The sequence below is a fragment of the Phenylobacterium sp. genome, assembly GCF_036563285.1.
Taxonomy (GTDB): Bacteria; Pseudomonadota; Alphaproteobacteria; order Caulobacterales; family Caulobacteraceae; genus Phenylobacterium.
Genome location: NZ_DATCMR010000010.1, coordinates 124,379 through 140,504, shown reverse-complemented (window position 1 = coordinate 140,504; position 16,126 = coordinate 124,379). Strand labels below are relative to the sequence as shown.

Below are 16,126 nucleotides of genomic sequence, written 5' to 3'. Positions count from 1 at the left end.
AGCGCCCGCCTCGTCCACCTCGGGCCGCGCAGGGCGCTCTCCTGCCACCGCTGCTTCAGGAGGTGGAGACGCGAACCAGATCGGTCGCAGGAGTGCGTGGCGCCGTCCATGACGATGTCGACCCGAGGAGCCGAGAACCCATCTCGCCTACAGATCGACAAGCTCGGCGGGGGTCGGCGCGCCTTTGAGCTCACGCCTAAAGGCGCCGATCCGGCGGCTCAGATGCGAGCCCCGCAGCACCAGGAAAGCGCGCAGCCGCGCGGCGTAATCCGGAGCGACCGCGTCCCTGACCGAAGGCCGTCCGGCAAGGCTCGAACGCCACGCCCCCACCTGATCCAGACCAGACGCCAGGTGCAGACCGGCTTCGGCCTCGAAGACGTCGAAGTAACGGAATACCGGCGCGAAGGCCGCATCCGCGAGCCGGAACTCGGGGCCGGAGAAGAACGGGCCTTTCACGACACCCTCGAGGCGCTGCAGGCGGGCGACCAGGGCTCGGCGCTTCATCTCGAACTCGCGCTCGACCGGCGCCATGTACAGGCCGGCGATATCGGCGAGCGCACCCGAGGCGTACTCCACCCACGCCCGTTGCTGTGCCCGGCCAAGAGGGTCCCGCGGCGAAAGCGCCCCCCCGGAGAGCTCGTCCAGGTATTCGGCGATGGCCGCGCTCTCGAAGAGCACCTCGTCCCGCTCGCCGTCCTGGACCCGCAGGAGCGGGGTCTTGCCGGTGGGCGAGAGCGACAGGAACCAGGCCGGCTTGGCGGCGAGGTCGATGTAGACCGTCTCCAGCTCGACGTCCGCCTCGCGCGCGACGATCAGCGCCCGCTGCACATAGGGGCATAGATGGTGACTGACGAGGGTGAGGCGCAGGCTCATGCCAGCACCTCCCGCAGGAGCTTCGGCCCGCGCTGCAGGCGCGGAGACAGAGCGAAGGCTCCGGCCCCGAGCAGGGATTGGGCGACGCAGAGCACGAACAGGTAGGCCGGATACTCCCAGCCCCCGCCGGCGGCGGTGAACACCCAGCCGTTCTTCAGATGCGCCATGAAGAGCGCGCCCAGCAGGATCGGCGACAGCGCGAGCGCCACCACGCGCACCGCGACGCCCAGCACGAGCAGCCCGCCGCCGACGATCTCCGCCGCAACCACCAGGTAGGCCGCCCATCCGGGCAGGCCTAGGCCCACGAAGTACGCCGAGGTCCCTTCCATTCCGAAGGTCAACACCTTCAGCAGAACGCTGTGGGCGAGGAACATCGCGCCCAGGCTGACGCGCAGCAGCGCTATTCCATAATCGACTGTCCTGGCCTGCATGGCTTCACCTCCAGTTTCGATGCACTTGCATCAATTTCGTTGCGCTTGCATCGACTGTCAAGTCCGATGCATATGCATCGATATGAGCAACCCGACCCGCATCGATCCAACCCCGTCCGAAGCGATCCAGATGGCCTGGGCCCGCCTCCTGCGGGCGCACCAGGTCGCCCTCGGCCTGGTAGAGACCCGGCTTAAGGACGCGGGCCTTCCGGCGCTGGAATGGTACGATGTCCTTCTGGAACTCGAGCGCCAGGGGCCCCTGCGGCCCCGGCAGCTGCAGGCGGAGCTGCTCCTTCCGCAGTACAATCTCTCGCGCCTTCTGGAACGGATGGTCGACGCCGGGCTCCTGGAGCGCCGCCCCTGCCCCGACGACGCACGGGGTCACCTGGTCGCACCGACGAGACGAGGCCGCGGCGTGCGCAGGCGCATGTGGCCGGTCTATGCGGCGGCGATCGGTGAAGCCGTAGGCGAGCGCGTCTCCGAGCGCGAAGCCGCCCAGCTCGCCGAGCTCCTCGGCCGGATCGCCGGCCCGCGCCGAACGTGACCGATATAACATCACGGCTCATTCCCGGATGAAGATGCGCTTGATACCTCCCCGCCCGTACGCCTCGGGAGCCTCGGCCCACGGCAACACCTCGACCGGGATGGAGGTGGAGCTCATGCCGGTTCGAAGCATCAGGTCGAGCACCGGGTCCATGTGCGCACGGGCGTGGGGCTGGCCGGTCACCAGGGTGGCATTGCGGTAGAACATGGCCCCGACCGGGACGGCGAAGCTCTCCGCATAAGGCCAGACCGGCGTGCACACTCCATCTGCAGCCACGCGGCCTAGCGCGGTCGCCAGACGCTCGGGCGCGCCGCCGCACTCCACCACGATTGGATAGCTGCGGCCCTCGGACGGGCCCATCCGCATCGGTCTCGCGCCGAGTCTCTCCGCCTCTTCCAGCCGCTCGGCGTCGTCGTCCAGGAAGTCGATACGCCTGGCGCCCAGCGCCCTGGCCATGACCACGGCGTACAGGGCCATGTTGTGCGCCCGGCCGCCCACGACGAGCACAGCGGGATCTGTGAACCGCTGGAGCTGCGGCGACAGCGTCCGGTGGATGTCGGCGAGGTTGCAACCCACCGCCGCACAGTCCAACGCCGTCAAACCGGCCGGGAGCGGCGCCGCCATGTGGTCGGCCCACGGGACGTAGACCAGGTCCGACATCGCCCCGCCCCAATCGCCTCCGCGCGCGCCCAGCCCGTAGTTGGAGAGCGGCGGGCGAGCCTGGCAGCTGTTCGTGCGGCGAGCGCGGCAGCTGGGACATGCGCCGCACGAGATGTGCAGGGGCAGGACAACGCGCGCGCCAAGCCTAAGGGTGCGCACCTCTTCGCCCAGCTTGACCACTTCCGCGACCATCTCGTGGCCGATCGCGATCGGGTATGGCAGGGCGGGGTAGTCGCCAGCGATCACGGCCCTGTCGAAGTCGCACACTGCAGCGGCGAGCGGGCGGACCAGGGCTCCGTGGCGCTCCGCCAGGGTCGGCTCAGGGACCTCGCGCCATTGGACGCGGCCGGCGGCGACGACAGTCAGCTGGCGCATGCGGCGCCTCCTCTGGAAGAACCGCGGGCTTCAGCGCAGGGTCAGGACATCGCCCTCCGAGAGCTGCTCCGTGCGCCAGGGCTCCTGGGCGGACGCCCGCAGGAACACCTCCACGGGCTCCCGGTAGAGGGAGAAGGTAGAGTGATGGATCGGCAGCACCGCTGTCGGGCGCACCAGGCGCGCGAAGGCGAGCGCGTCTTCCGCCGCCATGCTCACACGCCCAAAGGGCCCGCCCTCGCCCACTCCGCCGAGATGCGGCACGAAGAGGTCCGGCCAGAGCAGGTCCGGCAGCAACTCCCGCCGGTCCGGGGGGAAGCTGTCGCCGGTCCAGTATAGCGAACGTTGGAAGGGGCCACGGCGGAAGGTGATGAGGTATCCATTCACCTCGCCCAGCGCCTGGGCGGCCGCTGGGTCTGTGGAATGTCGCGCGGGCGCGGCCGTGATGCTGACCTCGTATCCCTCACGGGTGAGGATCTGAGTTTCGCCCCAGCGCAGCGCCGAGGCCCGCCGGACGCCCTTCGACTGCAAACCAGCCACCTGGCTCGCAGGAGCCGTGAACGGCGCGACACCTGCGAGCCGCCCGCGCGCCGTCTCGTCGAGGTGGTCCTCGTGGTCGTGGCTGAGAAGCACGAGGTCCGGCGACAGGCGTGGCGCCTTTGGCATCGGGCGCACACGGGCGTGGACGCCGTCGGGACGCCCGGTGTTCGGATCGAACATCCGGAACGCCGCCTGCCCCTCACCCAGCACTGGGTCGGTGAGGATCGAAATCGGGCCGAAGCGGATCAGCATGGTCGGGCCGCCCAGCCATAGGATGTCGACGCGCGTCGGCTCCACCGCGCGGGCCGCCGGGGCGCTGACGGCGAGGAGGGCTGCGAGGACGCGGCTCAAGGACTTCCACATGGGTTGGCTCCGTGTTCGGAGCCGGTATGGCGCAGCTTGCTGGCGACCGGTATCCTGGCCGGACGGGATGCTTCGTTCAGCAGGATGGACAGTGGATCTGAACCAGACCCGCGTTTTCGTGGAGGTGGTGCGCGCAGGCGGCTTCGCCTCTGCGGCGCGGCGCCTCGGCGTACCGAAGTCCACCGTGAGCGCCCGGGTGCAGGCGCTCGAGACCCGTCTTGGCGCCCAGTTGCTCAAGCGCTCCACGCGGCAGCTGACCCTCACCGTTGAGGGGCGCGCCTACTTCGCCCAGGTGGAGGAGGCGGTCGACGCCATTGTCCAGGCGGAGGCGGCCAGCGCGCCCGACGCGGGCGTGCTCTCCGGGCTCATCCGCTTCACCGCGCCCCTGGAATTCCCCCGCGACGTGCTGTCGGCGGCGCTCATCTCCTTCCAGTCGCAGCATCCGAAGGTGAAGTTCGAGCTGCTGCTCAGCAACGAGATGGTCGACCTCGTGCGCGACAACGTCGACCTGGGCCTGCGCTTCGGAGACCCGGGCGGGGCCGGGCTGATCATCCGCAAGCTCGGCCAGAGCCGCTTCGGCTTCTTCGCGAGCCCCGCCTATGTCGCCCGTCGGGGCCGGCCCCGCGACGTGGCGGACCTGGTGGCCCATGACCGCCTTGCCTACTCCGCGGCCGACGGCAGCCGCTCGCTGCTGGTGGAGGGCGCCGAAGGTGGCCGGCCCGACGCCACCATCGTGTCCAATAATCTCGCGCTGCTGCGAGAGCTTGCCGCCGGCGGCGCCGGCGTCGTCGCCTTGCCTGAACCCATGGTCGAGCGCGAGGTCAAGGCGGGACGCCTGGTGAGGCTGCTGGACGGCTGGGAGGGCCCGCCCATCGTGATGCACCTGGTGTTCCCATCCCGGCGCGACATCACCCCGCGGGTGCGCGCCTTCGCCGATCACCTCGCGGCGCGACTCGGCTGACGCAGCGCCGTCGTCCACCCAGTTGGACACAGCGACCACCAACCGCCAGCTACTCGCCAGCCGCCGCCGTACGTACCTCTGGCCAAGCTTGAGCACGAGCTCAGGACGACAGCAGGGGGCGAGCATGTCCGACACCAGATACCTCGAAGACTTTCGCGTCGGTGAGACGTTCGAGACCGCCGCCCGCACCCTGACCCTCGAAACCGCGACGGAGTTCGCGCGTCTCTGGGACCCACAGCCTTTCCACACGGATCCGGACGGCGCCCGCTCCCACCCCGTGTTCCAGGGCCTCGCCGCCAGTGGCTACCTGACCATGGCCTTCATGCATCGGCTGATCGTCGACGCCGAGATCGGCCATGCCTGGGGCCTGGTGGGCAAGGAGATCGACCATGTGCGCTGGAAACGGCCGGTCCGCCCGGGCGAGACCCTGCGCGTGCTCGGCCGCGTCGCTGAGATCGAGGCCGACCCCCGACGGCCGATCGGGACGATGGCCGTCGACCTGGAGACGATCAACGAACGTGACGAGGTGCTGATGACGATGCGGGTTCGCATCGTCGTCCCACAACGCTCGGCCGCCCTGGCCGCCGAGTGACCACCGGGGCGCGGGGCCCATCTTCCCCCTGCGCGCCTCGCGCCCCACCCCCTTCATCGAGAGAAAGACAGAAGAACATGAAACTCCGCACCCTTGCGGCCGTGTGGGCCGCGACCGCCCTGCTACCCACCGCCGCCCTCGCCCAGTCCGCCGACGTGGGCGTCTACGCGTCCGCGGGATATTCGCACCTGACCACCTCGGACGAGCCGGACGTGAACCTCGGCGCGATCACGCTGCGTGGCGGCTATGCCTTCACGCCTCATTTCGCCGTGGAGGCGGAGGGATCCTTCGGCGTGAAGGACGAGGACTTCGCGACCGGGACCGGAGCGAACCGGATCACAGGTGATTTCGGCCTGGACTATCTGGTTGGCGTCTTCGGGGTGGCGCGGCTGCCCATCACCGAACGCTTTTCCGTCTTCGGCCGGGCGGGCGCGGCCCACGGGGCCTTCAGCGGCGAGGCCCGGCAAGGGGCGACCAGGTTCAGCCTCGACGAGGACGCCGGCTTCTGGGCGGCCGGAGTGGGCGCCGAGTACTTCCTGGATGATCGAAACGGCCTGCGGGCCGGCTACACCCGCTACGAGAACGACGACGAGGCCAGCTTCGACGCCTGGAGCCTCTCCTACGTCCGCCGCTTCTAGTCCCCTCAACCCCGGGCGGCTTCGGCCGCCCGGGCAGGAGCCTCCCATGAGACTGTATTACGCCCCCGGCGCCTGCTCGCTCGCCGTCCACATCGTACTGCGTGAGACCGGACTGCCCTTCGCCCTGGACCTCGTCGACATGCGCACCCGCACGACCGCAAGCGGCCGCGCCTTTTCGGCCGTGAACCCGAAGAACTCAGTTCCCGCCGTCGAACTCGACTCCGGAGAGATCCTCACCGAGGTCGCGGCCCTTCTGCCCTGGATCGCCGAGCAGGGTCCGGAGGCCGGCCTCCTCCCTCCGGCCGGTACGCTCGAGCGCTTCCGCGTGGCCGAGCAGCTGAACTTCATCGCCACAGAGGTTCACAAGGGTTTCGGTCCGCTCTGGCTGCGCCCGAGCGAGGCCGTCCGCGCTCAGACGATCGAGAAGCTCAATGCCCGCCTCGAAAGCCTGGATCGCCAACTCGCACGCTCGGAGCACCTGGCCGGCGAAACCTATACGGTCGTCGACCCGTACGCCTTCACCATCCTTCGCTGGGCTTCGATCCACAAGGTGGAACTCACAGCCTTCCCACGGCTCCAGGCCTATCTCGCAAAGGTCGGAGCACGTCGCGCGGTCCGCGAGGCTCTCGCTGCGGAGGCAACCGGCTGAGGATCTCGAAGCCCACTCGCTTCACACTCTCCGGTCGGCCTGCGCACGGCTCGAACCCGCCGGTCGCGGCGAGCTGCCTTAAACCGCTTGGCGCCGGTCTCACCCTTCCGCCCAGCTCTCGTGGACGTGGAGCCAGCGCCATGGCTCGCGCCCCTCGCGCACGAACAGCGCCGACGAGATCCGGACGTTGCGGCCGTCCGGCGCCGCCTGGCTCTCCCTGTAGGAGCAGAGCTTCGCGGTCGGCGTTCGCCATACCTCTTCGAGCTCCGTCACCTCGATGCGAAGGCCGGGCCTTGCGCCCCGCGCCCCGAGCAGCCAGCCCGCGAGGTCGGCGCGCGTCTGCACGCCCCCCTCCGGATCGACGCAGCGGAATTGCGGCGCGAAGGCGGCAAGGGTGCGATCGAGAGCTCCAGGCCGGACGACCGCGCCCGAGAGCCAGGCCTCGAGGAATGCGTGGAACTGGGTCACCTGCCGAGTGGGGGACCCGCGCATGGGTGAGCCGCTCACCGGGCCAAGGACCATGGCTGCCGGCTCGCCCAATCCTCCAGCGCTTCCGCCTGGACCCCCAAGCGGGCCAGATCGCTGTGGGCCAAGGCATCGGGAAAGCGCGCGACCGCGCGGTAGTAGTCCGCCACACCCTGTGCGGCAGGCGGATTGAGATGTCCGTGAAGCACCGCGGCGAACGCGTCGGGCGACATGGCCTCCGCGACCACCTGCCTTCCGAGATGGCGCGCCAGTACGTCAGCCACCTCGCAAAGCGTCAGCGCCTGGCGCCCGCCCAGGAGGTAGGTCTCGCCTTCGCCATCTTGCCGATCCGCGGCAGCCGCGACTGCAGCGCCAAGGGTGCGGTGGGAAATCCAGGAGACTTTCACATCCGCGGGCAAGGGGTACGCGAGGCGCCCGTGAGCAAGCCCTTCCTGGGCCCAGGGGCCAAGCAGGTTCTCCATGTAGACCGTGGAGTGCAGCACCGTCAAAGGCACTCCGGAGGATCCCAGGATCTCCCGCACGGCGCGAAGGGTGGCGCTTACCGGCCGATCGTAAATTTCGAAGGCGTACGCGCCGCTATTGAGGATCAGACGTCCGACGCCAGCGCTCCTCGCGGCGAGGGCCAGGGCTTCCGCCAAAGCTTCGCGGACACCCGGCCGGTAATCTACCGGCGGGGTGAATACCACGACCTGCGCGCCTTCCAAGGCGGCCGCCAGCTTGTCGGGACGCAGGGGGTCGGCCACGACCGCGGCGGCGCCTGCGGCCTGCACCAGGGCGGCCTTCTCGCCGCCTCGGGTGAGTCCAGCGACGTCATGCCCCGCCGCCGCGAGAGCGGTGATGACCGCCCGCGACTGCACGCCGGAGGCGCTGGTTACGACTACTCTCTTTCTGGACATCTATTCGGCTCCACAGTGATCTGTGTGATGTGGCGTCCAGATATTGAGAGTAAATAAGAGAGCGTCTTGATACTGGTTACATGAGCGATACTGCGAGGGATGATGCCGGCGATCGATGGACGATGCTCCGTAGACCTGACGGTCGAGGTGGTCGGGGGAAAATGGAAACCTCTGATCCTCTTGCACGTGCTTGAAGGACCAAGGCGGTTCGGCGAGCTCAGGCGGCGCTTGACCAAGGTGAGCCCGCGGATGCTGTCGCTGCAGTTGCGGGAACTGGAGCGTGACGGGCTGGTGATCAGGACCGAATGGCCCGGCCGCGTGCTGCATGTCGAATATGCGGCCACGCCACTAGCGGCGTCGCTACGTCCGGTTCTTGATGCGATGGCAGAGTGGGGCCTGGCGTACCACGCCCACCGCGACAGGGAGCGGCCCACTAGCTGACAAGAAGCGGGGCGCCCTCCATGGGGCGCCCCGTACATCGCCTCGGGACGTCAATCCTCAGGCTTGAACGACGCTGCGCGGCGCGCTGCCGATCAGGGAGTCCACGCTCCACGCGCCCGGCCCTGAGACGGAGAGGTAGAGGAAGATGAAGCAGAACAGGATTGCGGCGTCGCCACCGTTCACGGCCGGGTAGAAGCTCGCCGGCGCGTGGAACATGAAGTAGGCGACGGCCATCTCGCCGCTCATGAGGAAGGCGGCCGGCCGGCTGAACAGGCCGATAACCAGCAGCGATCCACCCACCAGTTCGATCACGGCCCCCGCGCCGAAAAGGCTCGCCAGCTCCACCTGCCCGGGCTCCGCTCCCGCCGGGAAACCGGTCAGCTTGACCAGGCCGTGGGCGAGGAACAGCAGGCCCGCAATGATCCGCAGGGCCGCGCGCGCGCGCTCGGCCCAGGTTGTCTGGGTGTCCGACATCTCAGTCTCCAATCGCTGGATGAAAGGCTCCGGTGGAGCCGGCTTTGCGCCTAGGGCAGGTCCACCAGGACCACCTCGGCGTCGTCTGCTGCGCGGACGCGCAGGAGATCCTCTTCGCTGATCGCCAGGCCGTCGCGCTCTCCCACGGCCAGGCCATTCACCTCGATCCGCCCCTTCAGGGGCACGAGGTAGCCGCGCCGCGAATTCGCCAGCGCGTACTCGGCGTCCTGACCCTTCCGAAGCGTCGCCGCCGCGACACGAGCGGGGGCGTTGATCGGAAGGGCCTCCGGGTCGTTGAAGCCGCTGGCCAAGACCGCGAAACGGCCTTCACGACCGCTCCGCGGAAATGGCCGGGTGTCCCAGGACGGGCGGCCGCCCCGCGCTGCGGGTGTGATCCAGATCTGGAAGATGCGGGTGGGTTCGAACTCGAGGTTGTACTCGGAGTGCCGAATGCCGGAGCCGGCGGACATCACCTGCACGTCGCCCGCCTCGATGCGCCCGGAATGGCCAAGATCGTCGGCATGGGTGATCGCCCCCTGCTGCACGAAGGTGACGATCTCCATGTCCATGTGACCGTGGAGGGGAAAGCCCGCGCCCGGCGCGATCTCATCGTCGTTCCAGACGCGCAGCGAGCTCCAGCCCATGCGCTCAGGATTGAAGTAGGAGCCGACCGAGAAGTGGAGCTTCTGCGTCAGCCAGCTCAGGCGTTCGGAGCCGAGCTCTTCGTACGGGCGCAGGTCCAGCATGTGGGTCTCACCTTCAGTTTTCGCGGGTCCGCCCCCGCGCCTCCTGAAGCTGAGCCTTGGCGGTTCGACCGACTAGGCGGACTTAGCCGGGTACTGTGTCCATTGGATTGGCTTATCCTGCCGCAACAACTCGGCCAGGTGGTCCGCGAAAGCCTTCACGCGGGGGGTGATGTCGCGCCGCGATGGGAAGACCAGGTTCAGGTTCACCGGCGGCCCCCGCCAGGGCTCAAGCAAGCTGACCAGCTCGCCGCGAGCGACCTCGCTCGCGACCACCGACTCCGGCAGCTCCACGATCCCCTGGTCGGCAAGCGCCAGGTCGCGCAACAGCCCCATGTTGTTCGAGGAAGCCGGAGCGTCCGCCTGCCGTCCCGGCGACACCATCCCCGTCAGGGACCGGCTCCCCTCCGGCGAGGAGAAGGTCAGAACAGCGTGGCGCGCAAGGTCATCGGGGCTGGCCGGCGCACCATAGACCGCCAGGTAGGCGGGGCTCGCATAGAAGCCGAAGCGCGAGGTCCCGACCTTGCGTACGATCAGGCCGGCGCCTCCCGGCTCGCCGAACCGGAGCCCCACGTCCACGTTCTGCGCGACCAGGTCCACGACCTCGTTGGTCAGGATGATGTCGAACTGCACCTTCGGGTGCAGGGACCGGAACTCGCGGACTGTGGTGGTCAGGATCTCGTGCGGAAACTCGAGCGGCGCGGTGAGCCGGATACGTCCCGACAGCACGCCCAGCTCATTGGCCGTTGCCGCAGCCGCCGCCTTGAGGGTGTCCACGGCGTCGGCGACCGCCTGAAAATAGGCCCGGCCTTCCACCGTCAGCGACACCTGCCGCGTCGAGCGACGCAGCAGCACCGCCCCCAGCTCGGTCTCCAGCGCCTGAATTCGGGCGCTCACAGTCGACTTCGGCAGGTTCAGCCGCCGCGCCGCGCCCACGAAGGTGCCGGCGCGCACCACCTCGACGAAAGCCACGGTCTGGTTGAGGTCCATCGTTCACCCGACGAAGCAAAGCCGCTCAATGATAAAGCGTGCGCGAAAGCTTGATCAGGCGGCAAGTGGTCGCCCGCCATCCGGTCAATTGGTGAAAGCCTCGGCCGCAACTCCCCTCGGGATGGGCTTCCCGCCCTTGCCCAAGCGTCACCAGATGGTAGGAGCGTTGCGTCACTCCACTTGTGGACTGCTCATGGCGGACACTGATCGGCGCCACGCGCTCATCATCGAAGACGAGATGCTCATTGCGCTGGAGGTCGAGCACCTCCTGCGTGAGATGGGCTTCACCAGCTTCGCCTTCGCCGACAGTCCCGCCGAGGCCCTGAGCAGCGCCAAAGCTTGCCGTCCGGACCTGATAACCGCCGATATGCGGATCCATGGCGGAACAGGTCTTGAGGCCGTGAGGTCGATATCGACCGAACTCGGTGAGGTGCCCTACGTCTTCGTGACCGGAAACGCGTCCATGCTGCAATCAGAGCCGCGGGCACTGGTGGTGGAGAAGCCGATTAACCGGCGCATCTTCGCGGCCGCCTGCGAGGCCGCCGGCGCCTAGGATCCGACGCTAATCCGGCGGCCCCCCGGGTGGGAACGCCAGGCTCACGCGCACCCCCTCGTGAGCCCAGGCCAGGTCCAGCTTCGCGCCGAGCTGCTTTGCGAGACTTTCCATGAGCCGGCTGCCGAAGCCGGTGCGGCTGGGCGCCGCAACGGCGGGTCCCCCTCGCTCCTCCCACCGCAGGAGGAGAGCGCCATCGCCTTGCGCGTCCCACCGCAGCGAAACCCGTCCATCCGGTTCCGAGAAGGCCCCGTATTTGGCCGCGTTGGTGGCAAGCTCATGCAGGATCATGCTGAGTGGCTGGACCTGCCGCGCGGGAAGCATGACTGCGGGACCGGAAAGCTCGAACCGCTCAGGCCCGGTGAACGCCGACAGCTCCTGATGCGCGATCTCCGCCAGGCCGCCGCCCTCCCACGAGCTTCGGGAAAGCACCGCATGGGCCCGGGAAAGCGCGCTGATGCGGCCCAGGAGCGCTTCGCGCAACTGCGGCACGGTCTGGGCCGGGGTGAGCTGCGCAACCGATTGAACGACGGCAAGGAGGTTGCGCGCCCGGTGATCGACCTCGTGCATCAGCAGTTCGCGCGCCTGCTGGTTGCGTCGGTCTTCGCTGATGTCACGCACCTCGATGATAGTGCCGACGGTTCTGGACCGGTCGTCCCGGATCGGGCTGGCGGTGAACGCGACGGGATAGAAGTGTCCGTCCTTGTGCACGAACACGTCCTCGCCCTGCTGCTGATGATCCTCAGGGAAGGCGCGGTCGATAGGGCATTCGGCGAGAGGGTAATGGCTGCCGTCAGGCCGGGTGTGGTGGATCACGTCGTGCAGCGGCCGGCCGCGCGTCTCCTCCCATCGGTAGCCCGTGAGGCGCTCTGCGGCGTCGTTCATGTAGGCGCAGTGCTGGCGCTCATCCATCAGGAAGATGGCCATCCGGGTGTTGCTGAGGATGGCGTCCAGACGCTGGGTGGTCTCGCGCAGGCGTTCTTCTGCAAGTTGACGCTCGGTGTCATCCCTCACCGTGAGGACGGCGCCAATCCGTTCGCCCGCTTCGTCAACTATCGGGCGCGCAGAGCCGCTGGCCCGAACCTCAGACCCATCGGGCCGGTGGATCCGCCAGGAGGCGTCCAGCACGCTCTCACCGCCTCGTACGGCCCGCATCAAGGGAAGCTGCTCGAAGGGGTATGGGCGACCGTCATCGGTGAACAAATGATAGGTGGTCGTATAATCCTCAGGCATCACCCCGAGGGCCCGCACGCCATGGATCCTCTCGGCCGCATCGTTGATGAACAGGATCCTGCCGTCGGCAGCTGCCAGGATCACCCCTTCCGCCAGCTGCGAGAGGACCGCCTCCAGTTCAGCCGCCAGCCGCGAATTCCGCTCGCCAGCCTGTCGAAGCTCTTCAGCGGCGCGCGCCCGTTCCGTTACGTCCGTCAGCGCGACCGTGACGCCGCCGCCCTTGAGTGGGCCGATGCGCAGTTCCACCGCCCGGTCCGGGCGCAACGCCGAGTTGGTCTCGAACCGCGTGATCGTACCTTCGTCCATGGCGGCCCGGCACGCCGCTTCGAAAGGCGTTCCACGCCCCTGCGGGAACACGTCCCACATCACCTGGCCAAGCACCTGGTCCCGTGAGACGCCGAAGAATTCCTCCGCCGCGCGGTTGAAGACGATGTAACGCCAGTCGATATCGACTGCGTAGAACCCGTCGCTGATACTCTCCAAGAGGTCGTCGAGACGCGGGCTCCCTGCGGTCGGCTTTCGCACTGCGCGCACTGTCCCTGCCGTTGATCAGTCGTGGAAAACCCGCACGTCAGTACATGGATGCATGACGCAGGGAACCCGGCCTGCGACCGTGGAGATTTGCGGCTTGTAGCTGCCGCGCTCTTCCTCGCAACAAGGTTCAACCCCGCGGGGCCACGAGCTGTGCAATACGGACCTTTGGCCAGATATGGGTGGTGCGACGGGCCTTCTATTTTCGCTCCGTGTACCGCCTGCGGATGTTCATGAAGGACGTCGTCCCGTCGGTGCGGACCGTCATGGTCACCGCGACCGAGCTCGTATTCCCCACGGTCCACGCCCTTCTAGAACGCTATCCTAACTGTGAATGTATCGAAGTCGGCATCCCCGGCACGCAACTCTTCCAGATCGATCGCACGGGGGCTACCACCCCCGCACCCCCTGTCGCCGAGCGCCCTCGTGACGAGTGCGTCTGCGACGGAGCCTAGCCGTTGCCGCTGTATACCTTCTTCTGCCGTCGGCCGGACGGCTCGACACCGACGTTCGAGGCCCATGAACTGGCCACCGACGCCCAGGCCGTTGCTGCCGGCGAGAGGCTGCTCCACCAACACCCCACCTGCTCCGAGGTTTAGGTCTTCGACGGGGACCGCCAAATACACACCGCCGTCCGCGCGCCGTGATCTGCCGCGCTGGCCTTTCCACCCTTAGCTGAACTTCCGACGGTCCTCGGGGGCAGGAGAACCAACGGCTGCCGTGCGGCGGCCTTCGGCTACCCGAGCAAGCGACCGTCAGGTCTCGGGGTGTCTGCACAAGGCGTAGCAGACCAAGAGTTCAGTAGGCGCGTCGCCGCACCCGGGCGCGACCGCTCGCCCCGCGAACGACTGCGATGGCTCGCCAGGCGACGATCCCCACGACGAGGAGCAGCAGCGGAACGAGCAGCGGCGCCGCCAGCGCCAGCAGCGCTGAGGCGAACGCAGCGACATCTTCTACGAGGGAGATGATGGGATTTCCCAGCCCGCCTGTGGAGGCGGTGCTGGCGACGCGCGTCGTCGCCTGCGCGGAGTGCACCGCCAACGCGGTCGGTGCGCCGATCACCAGGCCCGCTAAGGCCGCGATGGCCGGATCGGCGTGACTGAAGGCCGCTGCGGCGGCCAGTGCGCCCGCCGCAGGGCGCGCGATCACGCCCACCAGGCTCAAGAGGTGGTCGACAAACGGGATCTTATCGGCTGCGAGTTCAGCGGCGGTCGCCAGGCTCAGCGCGACCAGTGCGCCCGATGACGCCAGCCAGGCGAAGGGCCCCGCAAGTTCAAAGCCGAACAGCCCAAACCGGGCGGCGACCGCCATCACGAGGAGCGGGACGAAGGTCTTGAGACCGGCGGACGCCGCCAGTCCCAGACCCAGCAGCACGGGGAGTAACCACGCTTCCATGGTCGGGGAACGCCCGAGGCGCCTCGCAGGTCGCATTGACCGCGACCAAGAGCGTACGCCGCCGAGCTGCGCACTACCTTCCCGCAAGTCTTCACGCGATCGCGCAGCGGAGGCGCGCGTGCGCCGTTGAATCTCTGTGCAACCCGAGCCGTATGCCCGCCCCTGGCCTGCCTTGATGGACCGCCGCACCGCGGGAGCCTACCTCGGGATGTCCCCTCGCTCGGCGGAACGCCTGCTCCTGAGCCAAGGCGCCTGCCCGCTGCGGCTCGGGCTGCGCCTGCGTCGCTGGCGAAAGGCCGACATAGACGACCTCCTGCTGCGTATTCCCGAAGTGCGATTAAGGGCGTCGCCGTCCGGAGACGCAGAGCTCGTGGAGGCTGGCCTCGCCGCCGTGGCGCGACGCTCCGGCCGCCGCACCCGGTAAAGGGAAGTCAGGCGCTTCAATCCGAGCACTCCCGCGCGCCCGATAGTGGCTGGGGAATTTTTCCGCTCATGGGCCCTGCGGCAGCCTGCTCGCCGCGCGTCTTACCCCCTGGAGGAAGCGGTGGGAATCCCATGAAGTACGTCAACCGCATCCGGCGTCGCGACGGCAGCGTGCAGCTCTACCTTCGCAAGAAGGGCTTGCCCTGCGTGCGACTCCCGGACGGCCTGGCGCAAGATGCCCTCTCCGCCCACGTCGAGGGCCTCATTGCCGAGCTCTCGTTGCATTCGGCCGTCAAGTTCGCTCCTCCACCGACGACGCTCGGAAGCGCAGTCCGCGCGTACGAACTCGAGAACCCCGACTTCATCAACCTGGCCGCATCCACGAAGTACGAATACCGGCTGATCCTGAAGGAGTTCGACGCCGACCTTGGGCGGGTGCCGATCAGCACCTTTACGGCAGCTTTCGTGTTCCGGCTGAAGGGTCTCTGGGCGCAGCGCGGGCACCGCGCCGCGAACATCCGCCTCCAGATCCTCAAGAACGTCCTGAAGCCTTCCATCATCATGGGGACGCTCACGGCGGACCCGTTCCCCATCGTTGGCCTGGTCCGCAGGCCGCGGGAACTGGAGGAACCGCACCTCGCGTGGCCAGAGAGCGTCTTCCGCATCGTCATGGAAGAGGCGCTCCTTCGGAAGCGTTTCGGGCTGGCGCGCGCCATCGCGATCGCCCGATATACCGGAGCGCGGCGAGGAGACCTGGTGCGCATGCCCCGCTCCGCGCGGCAGGACGGGCGCTTCCGCTTCCTCTCCGGGAAACGCAGGATTTTCGTCGACATTCCGGAAGACGCCCACCTGACGCGCTGGCTCTCCCTGACGCCGGATTCGCCGCCGAGCACGCCGCGCCAGGGGCGCAAGCTCCCGAAAGCCGGCGGTGAGTTCGAGCCAAGCACGCTCGTCTACAATCTTTCAGGCCGCCCCTATACGGAGGACGGTCTGGGCCAGGAGCTTGCGAAGCTCATTGAGCTGCTGGCCGCAGAGGGCCGGATCAGGGGCAAGGGTTACGACCTTCACGGCCTGCGGCACACCCGCGGCGTGGAGCTCGCCCTGTCCGGCTGCAGCGACGCGGAAGGCGCCGCAATGATGGGGCACGGCAGCCCTTCCAGCTTCGTGCAGTACCGCCGGCAGGCCGACAGGAGTCGGCTGTCCGACGCCGCTGACCGGCGTCTCGCGGCCGAACGTTCGAAACGAGCCCAGTCGCTGTAGCGACACGATAACGCTGGTAGTGCTGCTGGCCTTCCAGCGAGGCGGCTGCGACAAGGTCGCCGATGTCCTCGTCGCCTG

19 protein-coding genes are annotated in these 16,126 nt (G+C 68.2%); 8 read left to right on the top strand and 11 right to left on the bottom strand.

The window, feature by feature from the left end:
- Window positions 1–147: 147 nt before the first annotated feature.
- Together VIL76_RS10325 and VIL76_RS10320 are read right to left on the bottom strand one after the other, a co-directional pair.
- Window positions 148–873, bottom strand: coding sequence for a glutathione S-transferase family protein (locus VIL76_RS10325; protein WP_332044941.1), 726 nt, complete (start codon window positions 871–873; stop codon window positions 148–150).
- Window positions 870–1,304, bottom strand: coding sequence for a DoxX family protein (locus VIL76_RS10320; RefSeq protein ID WP_332044940.1), 435 nt, complete (start codon window positions 1,302–1,304; stop codon window positions 870–872). The genes VIL76_RS10325 and VIL76_RS10320 overlap by 4 nt, the downstream gene beginning before the upstream one ends.
- Window positions 1,305–1,386: 82 nt before the next feature.
- Between VIL76_RS10320 and VIL76_RS10315 the strand changes: the two genes are divergently transcribed.
- A complete protein-coding gene (locus VIL76_RS10315; protein WP_332044939.1) occupies window positions 1,387–1,848 on the top strand; it encodes a MarR family transcriptional regulator in 462 nt (153 codons plus the stop codon).
- Window positions 1,849–1,866: 18 nt separating this feature from the next.
- Here the strand turns inward: VIL76_RS10315 and VIL76_RS10310 are convergent, their stop codons facing one another.
- Together VIL76_RS10310 and VIL76_RS10305 are read right to left on the bottom strand one after the other, a co-directional pair.
- Window positions 1,867–2,883 (bottom strand): zinc-dependent alcohol dehydrogenase, encoded by a 1,017-nt coding sequence (locus VIL76_RS10310; RefSeq protein ID WP_332044938.1) that lies wholly within the window; start codon window positions 2,881–2,883, stop codon window positions 1,867–1,869.
- Between the two features lie 30 nt (window positions 2,884–2,913).
- A complete protein-coding gene (locus tag VIL76_RS10305) occupies window positions 2,914–3,783 on the bottom strand; it encodes an MBL fold metallo-hydrolase (RefSeq protein ID WP_332044937.1) in 870 nt (289 codons plus the stop codon).
- A gap of 91 nt (window positions 3,784–3,874) precedes the next feature.
- Here VIL76_RS10305 and VIL76_RS10300 point away from each other — a divergent pair, with 91 nt between their 5' ends.
- From VIL76_RS10300 to VIL76_RS10285, 4 genes are all read left to right on the top strand, one after another.
- Window positions 3,875–4,744 carry a LysR family transcriptional regulator gene (locus VIL76_RS10300; RefSeq protein WP_332044936.1) on the top strand — a complete coding sequence of 290 codons (870 nt, stop codon included), beginning with the start codon at window positions 3,875–3,877 and terminating at the stop codon, window positions 4,742–4,744.
- Window positions 4,745–4,868: 124 nt separating this feature from the next.
- Entirely contained in the window at window positions 4,869–5,336 is a 468-nt protein-coding gene (locus tag VIL76_RS10295) for a MaoC/PaaZ C-terminal domain-containing protein (protein ID WP_332044935.1), read from the top strand.
- A 77-nt stretch (window positions 5,337–5,413) separates the two neighbouring features.
- Window positions 5,414–5,974 (top strand): porin family protein, encoded by a 561-nt coding sequence (locus VIL76_RS10290; RefSeq protein WP_332044934.1) that lies wholly within the window; start codon window positions 5,414–5,416, stop codon window positions 5,972–5,974.
- 46 nt (window positions 5,975–6,020) lie between these two features.
- On the top strand, window positions 6,021–6,623 hold the full coding sequence (locus VIL76_RS10285) for a glutathione binding-like protein (RefSeq protein WP_332044933.1): 603 nt from the start codon (window positions 6,021–6,023) through the stop codon (window positions 6,621–6,623).
- 99 nt (window positions 6,624–6,722) lie between these two features.
- Here the strand turns inward: VIL76_RS10285 and VIL76_RS10280 are convergent, their stop codons facing one another.
- Together VIL76_RS10280 and VIL76_RS10275 are read right to left on the bottom strand one after the other, a co-directional pair.
- Window positions 6,723–7,115 (bottom strand): hypothetical protein, encoded by a 393-nt coding sequence (locus tag VIL76_RS10280; protein WP_332044932.1) that lies wholly within the window; start codon window positions 7,113–7,115, stop codon window positions 6,723–6,725.
- A gap of 11 nt (window positions 7,116–7,126) precedes the next feature.
- Window positions 7,127–8,005: an NmrA family NAD(P)-binding protein gene (locus VIL76_RS10275; RefSeq protein WP_332044931.1), complete on the bottom strand. Its 879-nt coding sequence runs from the start codon at window positions 8,003–8,005 to the stop codon at window positions 7,127–7,129.
- A 99-nt stretch (window positions 8,006–8,104) separates the two neighbouring features.
- Here VIL76_RS10275 and VIL76_RS10270 point away from each other — a divergent pair, with 99 nt between their 5' ends.
- A complete protein-coding gene (locus VIL76_RS10270) occupies window positions 8,105–8,446 on the top strand; it encodes a helix-turn-helix domain-containing protein (protein WP_332044930.1) in 342 nt (113 codons plus the stop codon).
- A 57-nt stretch (window positions 8,447–8,503) separates the two neighbouring features.
- On the opposite strand, the gene VIL76_RS10265 is transcribed toward VIL76_RS10270, so the two are convergent.
- The 3 genes from VIL76_RS10265 to VIL76_RS10255 all read right to left on the bottom strand — a co-directional run bounded on the left by VIL76_RS10265 (window position 8,504) and on the right by VIL76_RS10255 (window position 10,653).
- The gene (locus VIL76_RS10265; protein WP_332044929.1) at window positions 8,504–8,920 is read right to left on the bottom strand and encodes a DoxX family protein; all 417 of its coding nucleotides are present in this window, start codon (window positions 8,918–8,920) and stop codon (window positions 8,504–8,506) included.
- Between the two features lie 50 nt (window positions 8,921–8,970).
- Window positions 8,971–9,666, bottom strand: a complete 696-nt coding sequence (locus tag VIL76_RS10260) for a pirin family protein (protein WP_332044928.1) — start codon at window positions 9,664–9,666, stop codon at window positions 8,971–8,973.
- 72 nt (window positions 9,667–9,738) lie between these two features.
- Window positions 9,739–10,653: a LysR family transcriptional regulator gene (locus VIL76_RS10255; RefSeq protein ID WP_332044927.1), complete on the bottom strand. Its 915-nt coding sequence runs from the start codon at window positions 10,651–10,653 to the stop codon at window positions 9,739–9,741.
- Window positions 10,654–10,846: 193 nt separating this feature from the next.
- Between VIL76_RS10255 and VIL76_RS10250 the strand changes: the two genes are divergently transcribed.
- Window positions 10,847–11,206, top strand: coding sequence for a response regulator (locus VIL76_RS10250; protein ID WP_332044926.1), 360 nt, complete (start codon window positions 10,847–10,849; stop codon window positions 11,204–11,206).
- 9 nt (window positions 11,207–11,215) lie between these two features.
- On the opposite strand, the gene VIL76_RS10245 is transcribed toward VIL76_RS10250, so the two are convergent.
- Window positions 11,216–12,964, bottom strand: coding sequence for a PAS domain S-box protein (locus VIL76_RS10245; protein ID WP_332044925.1), 1,749 nt, complete (start codon window positions 12,962–12,964; stop codon window positions 11,216–11,218).
- An 804-nt stretch (window positions 12,965–13,768) separates the two neighbouring features.
- The gene (locus VIL76_RS10240) at window positions 13,769–14,344 is read right to left on the bottom strand and encodes a DUF4126 domain-containing protein (RefSeq protein ID WP_332044924.1); all 576 of its coding nucleotides are present in this window, start codon (window positions 14,342–14,344) and stop codon (window positions 13,769–13,771) included.
- 576 nt (window positions 14,345–14,920) lie between these two features.
- Between VIL76_RS10240 and VIL76_RS10235 the strand changes: the two genes are divergently transcribed.
- Window positions 14,921–16,048, top strand: a complete 1,128-nt coding sequence (locus tag VIL76_RS10235) for a hypothetical protein (protein ID WP_332044923.1) — start codon at window positions 14,921–14,923, stop codon at window positions 16,046–16,048.
- Window positions 16,049–16,126: the final 78 nt, after the last annotated feature.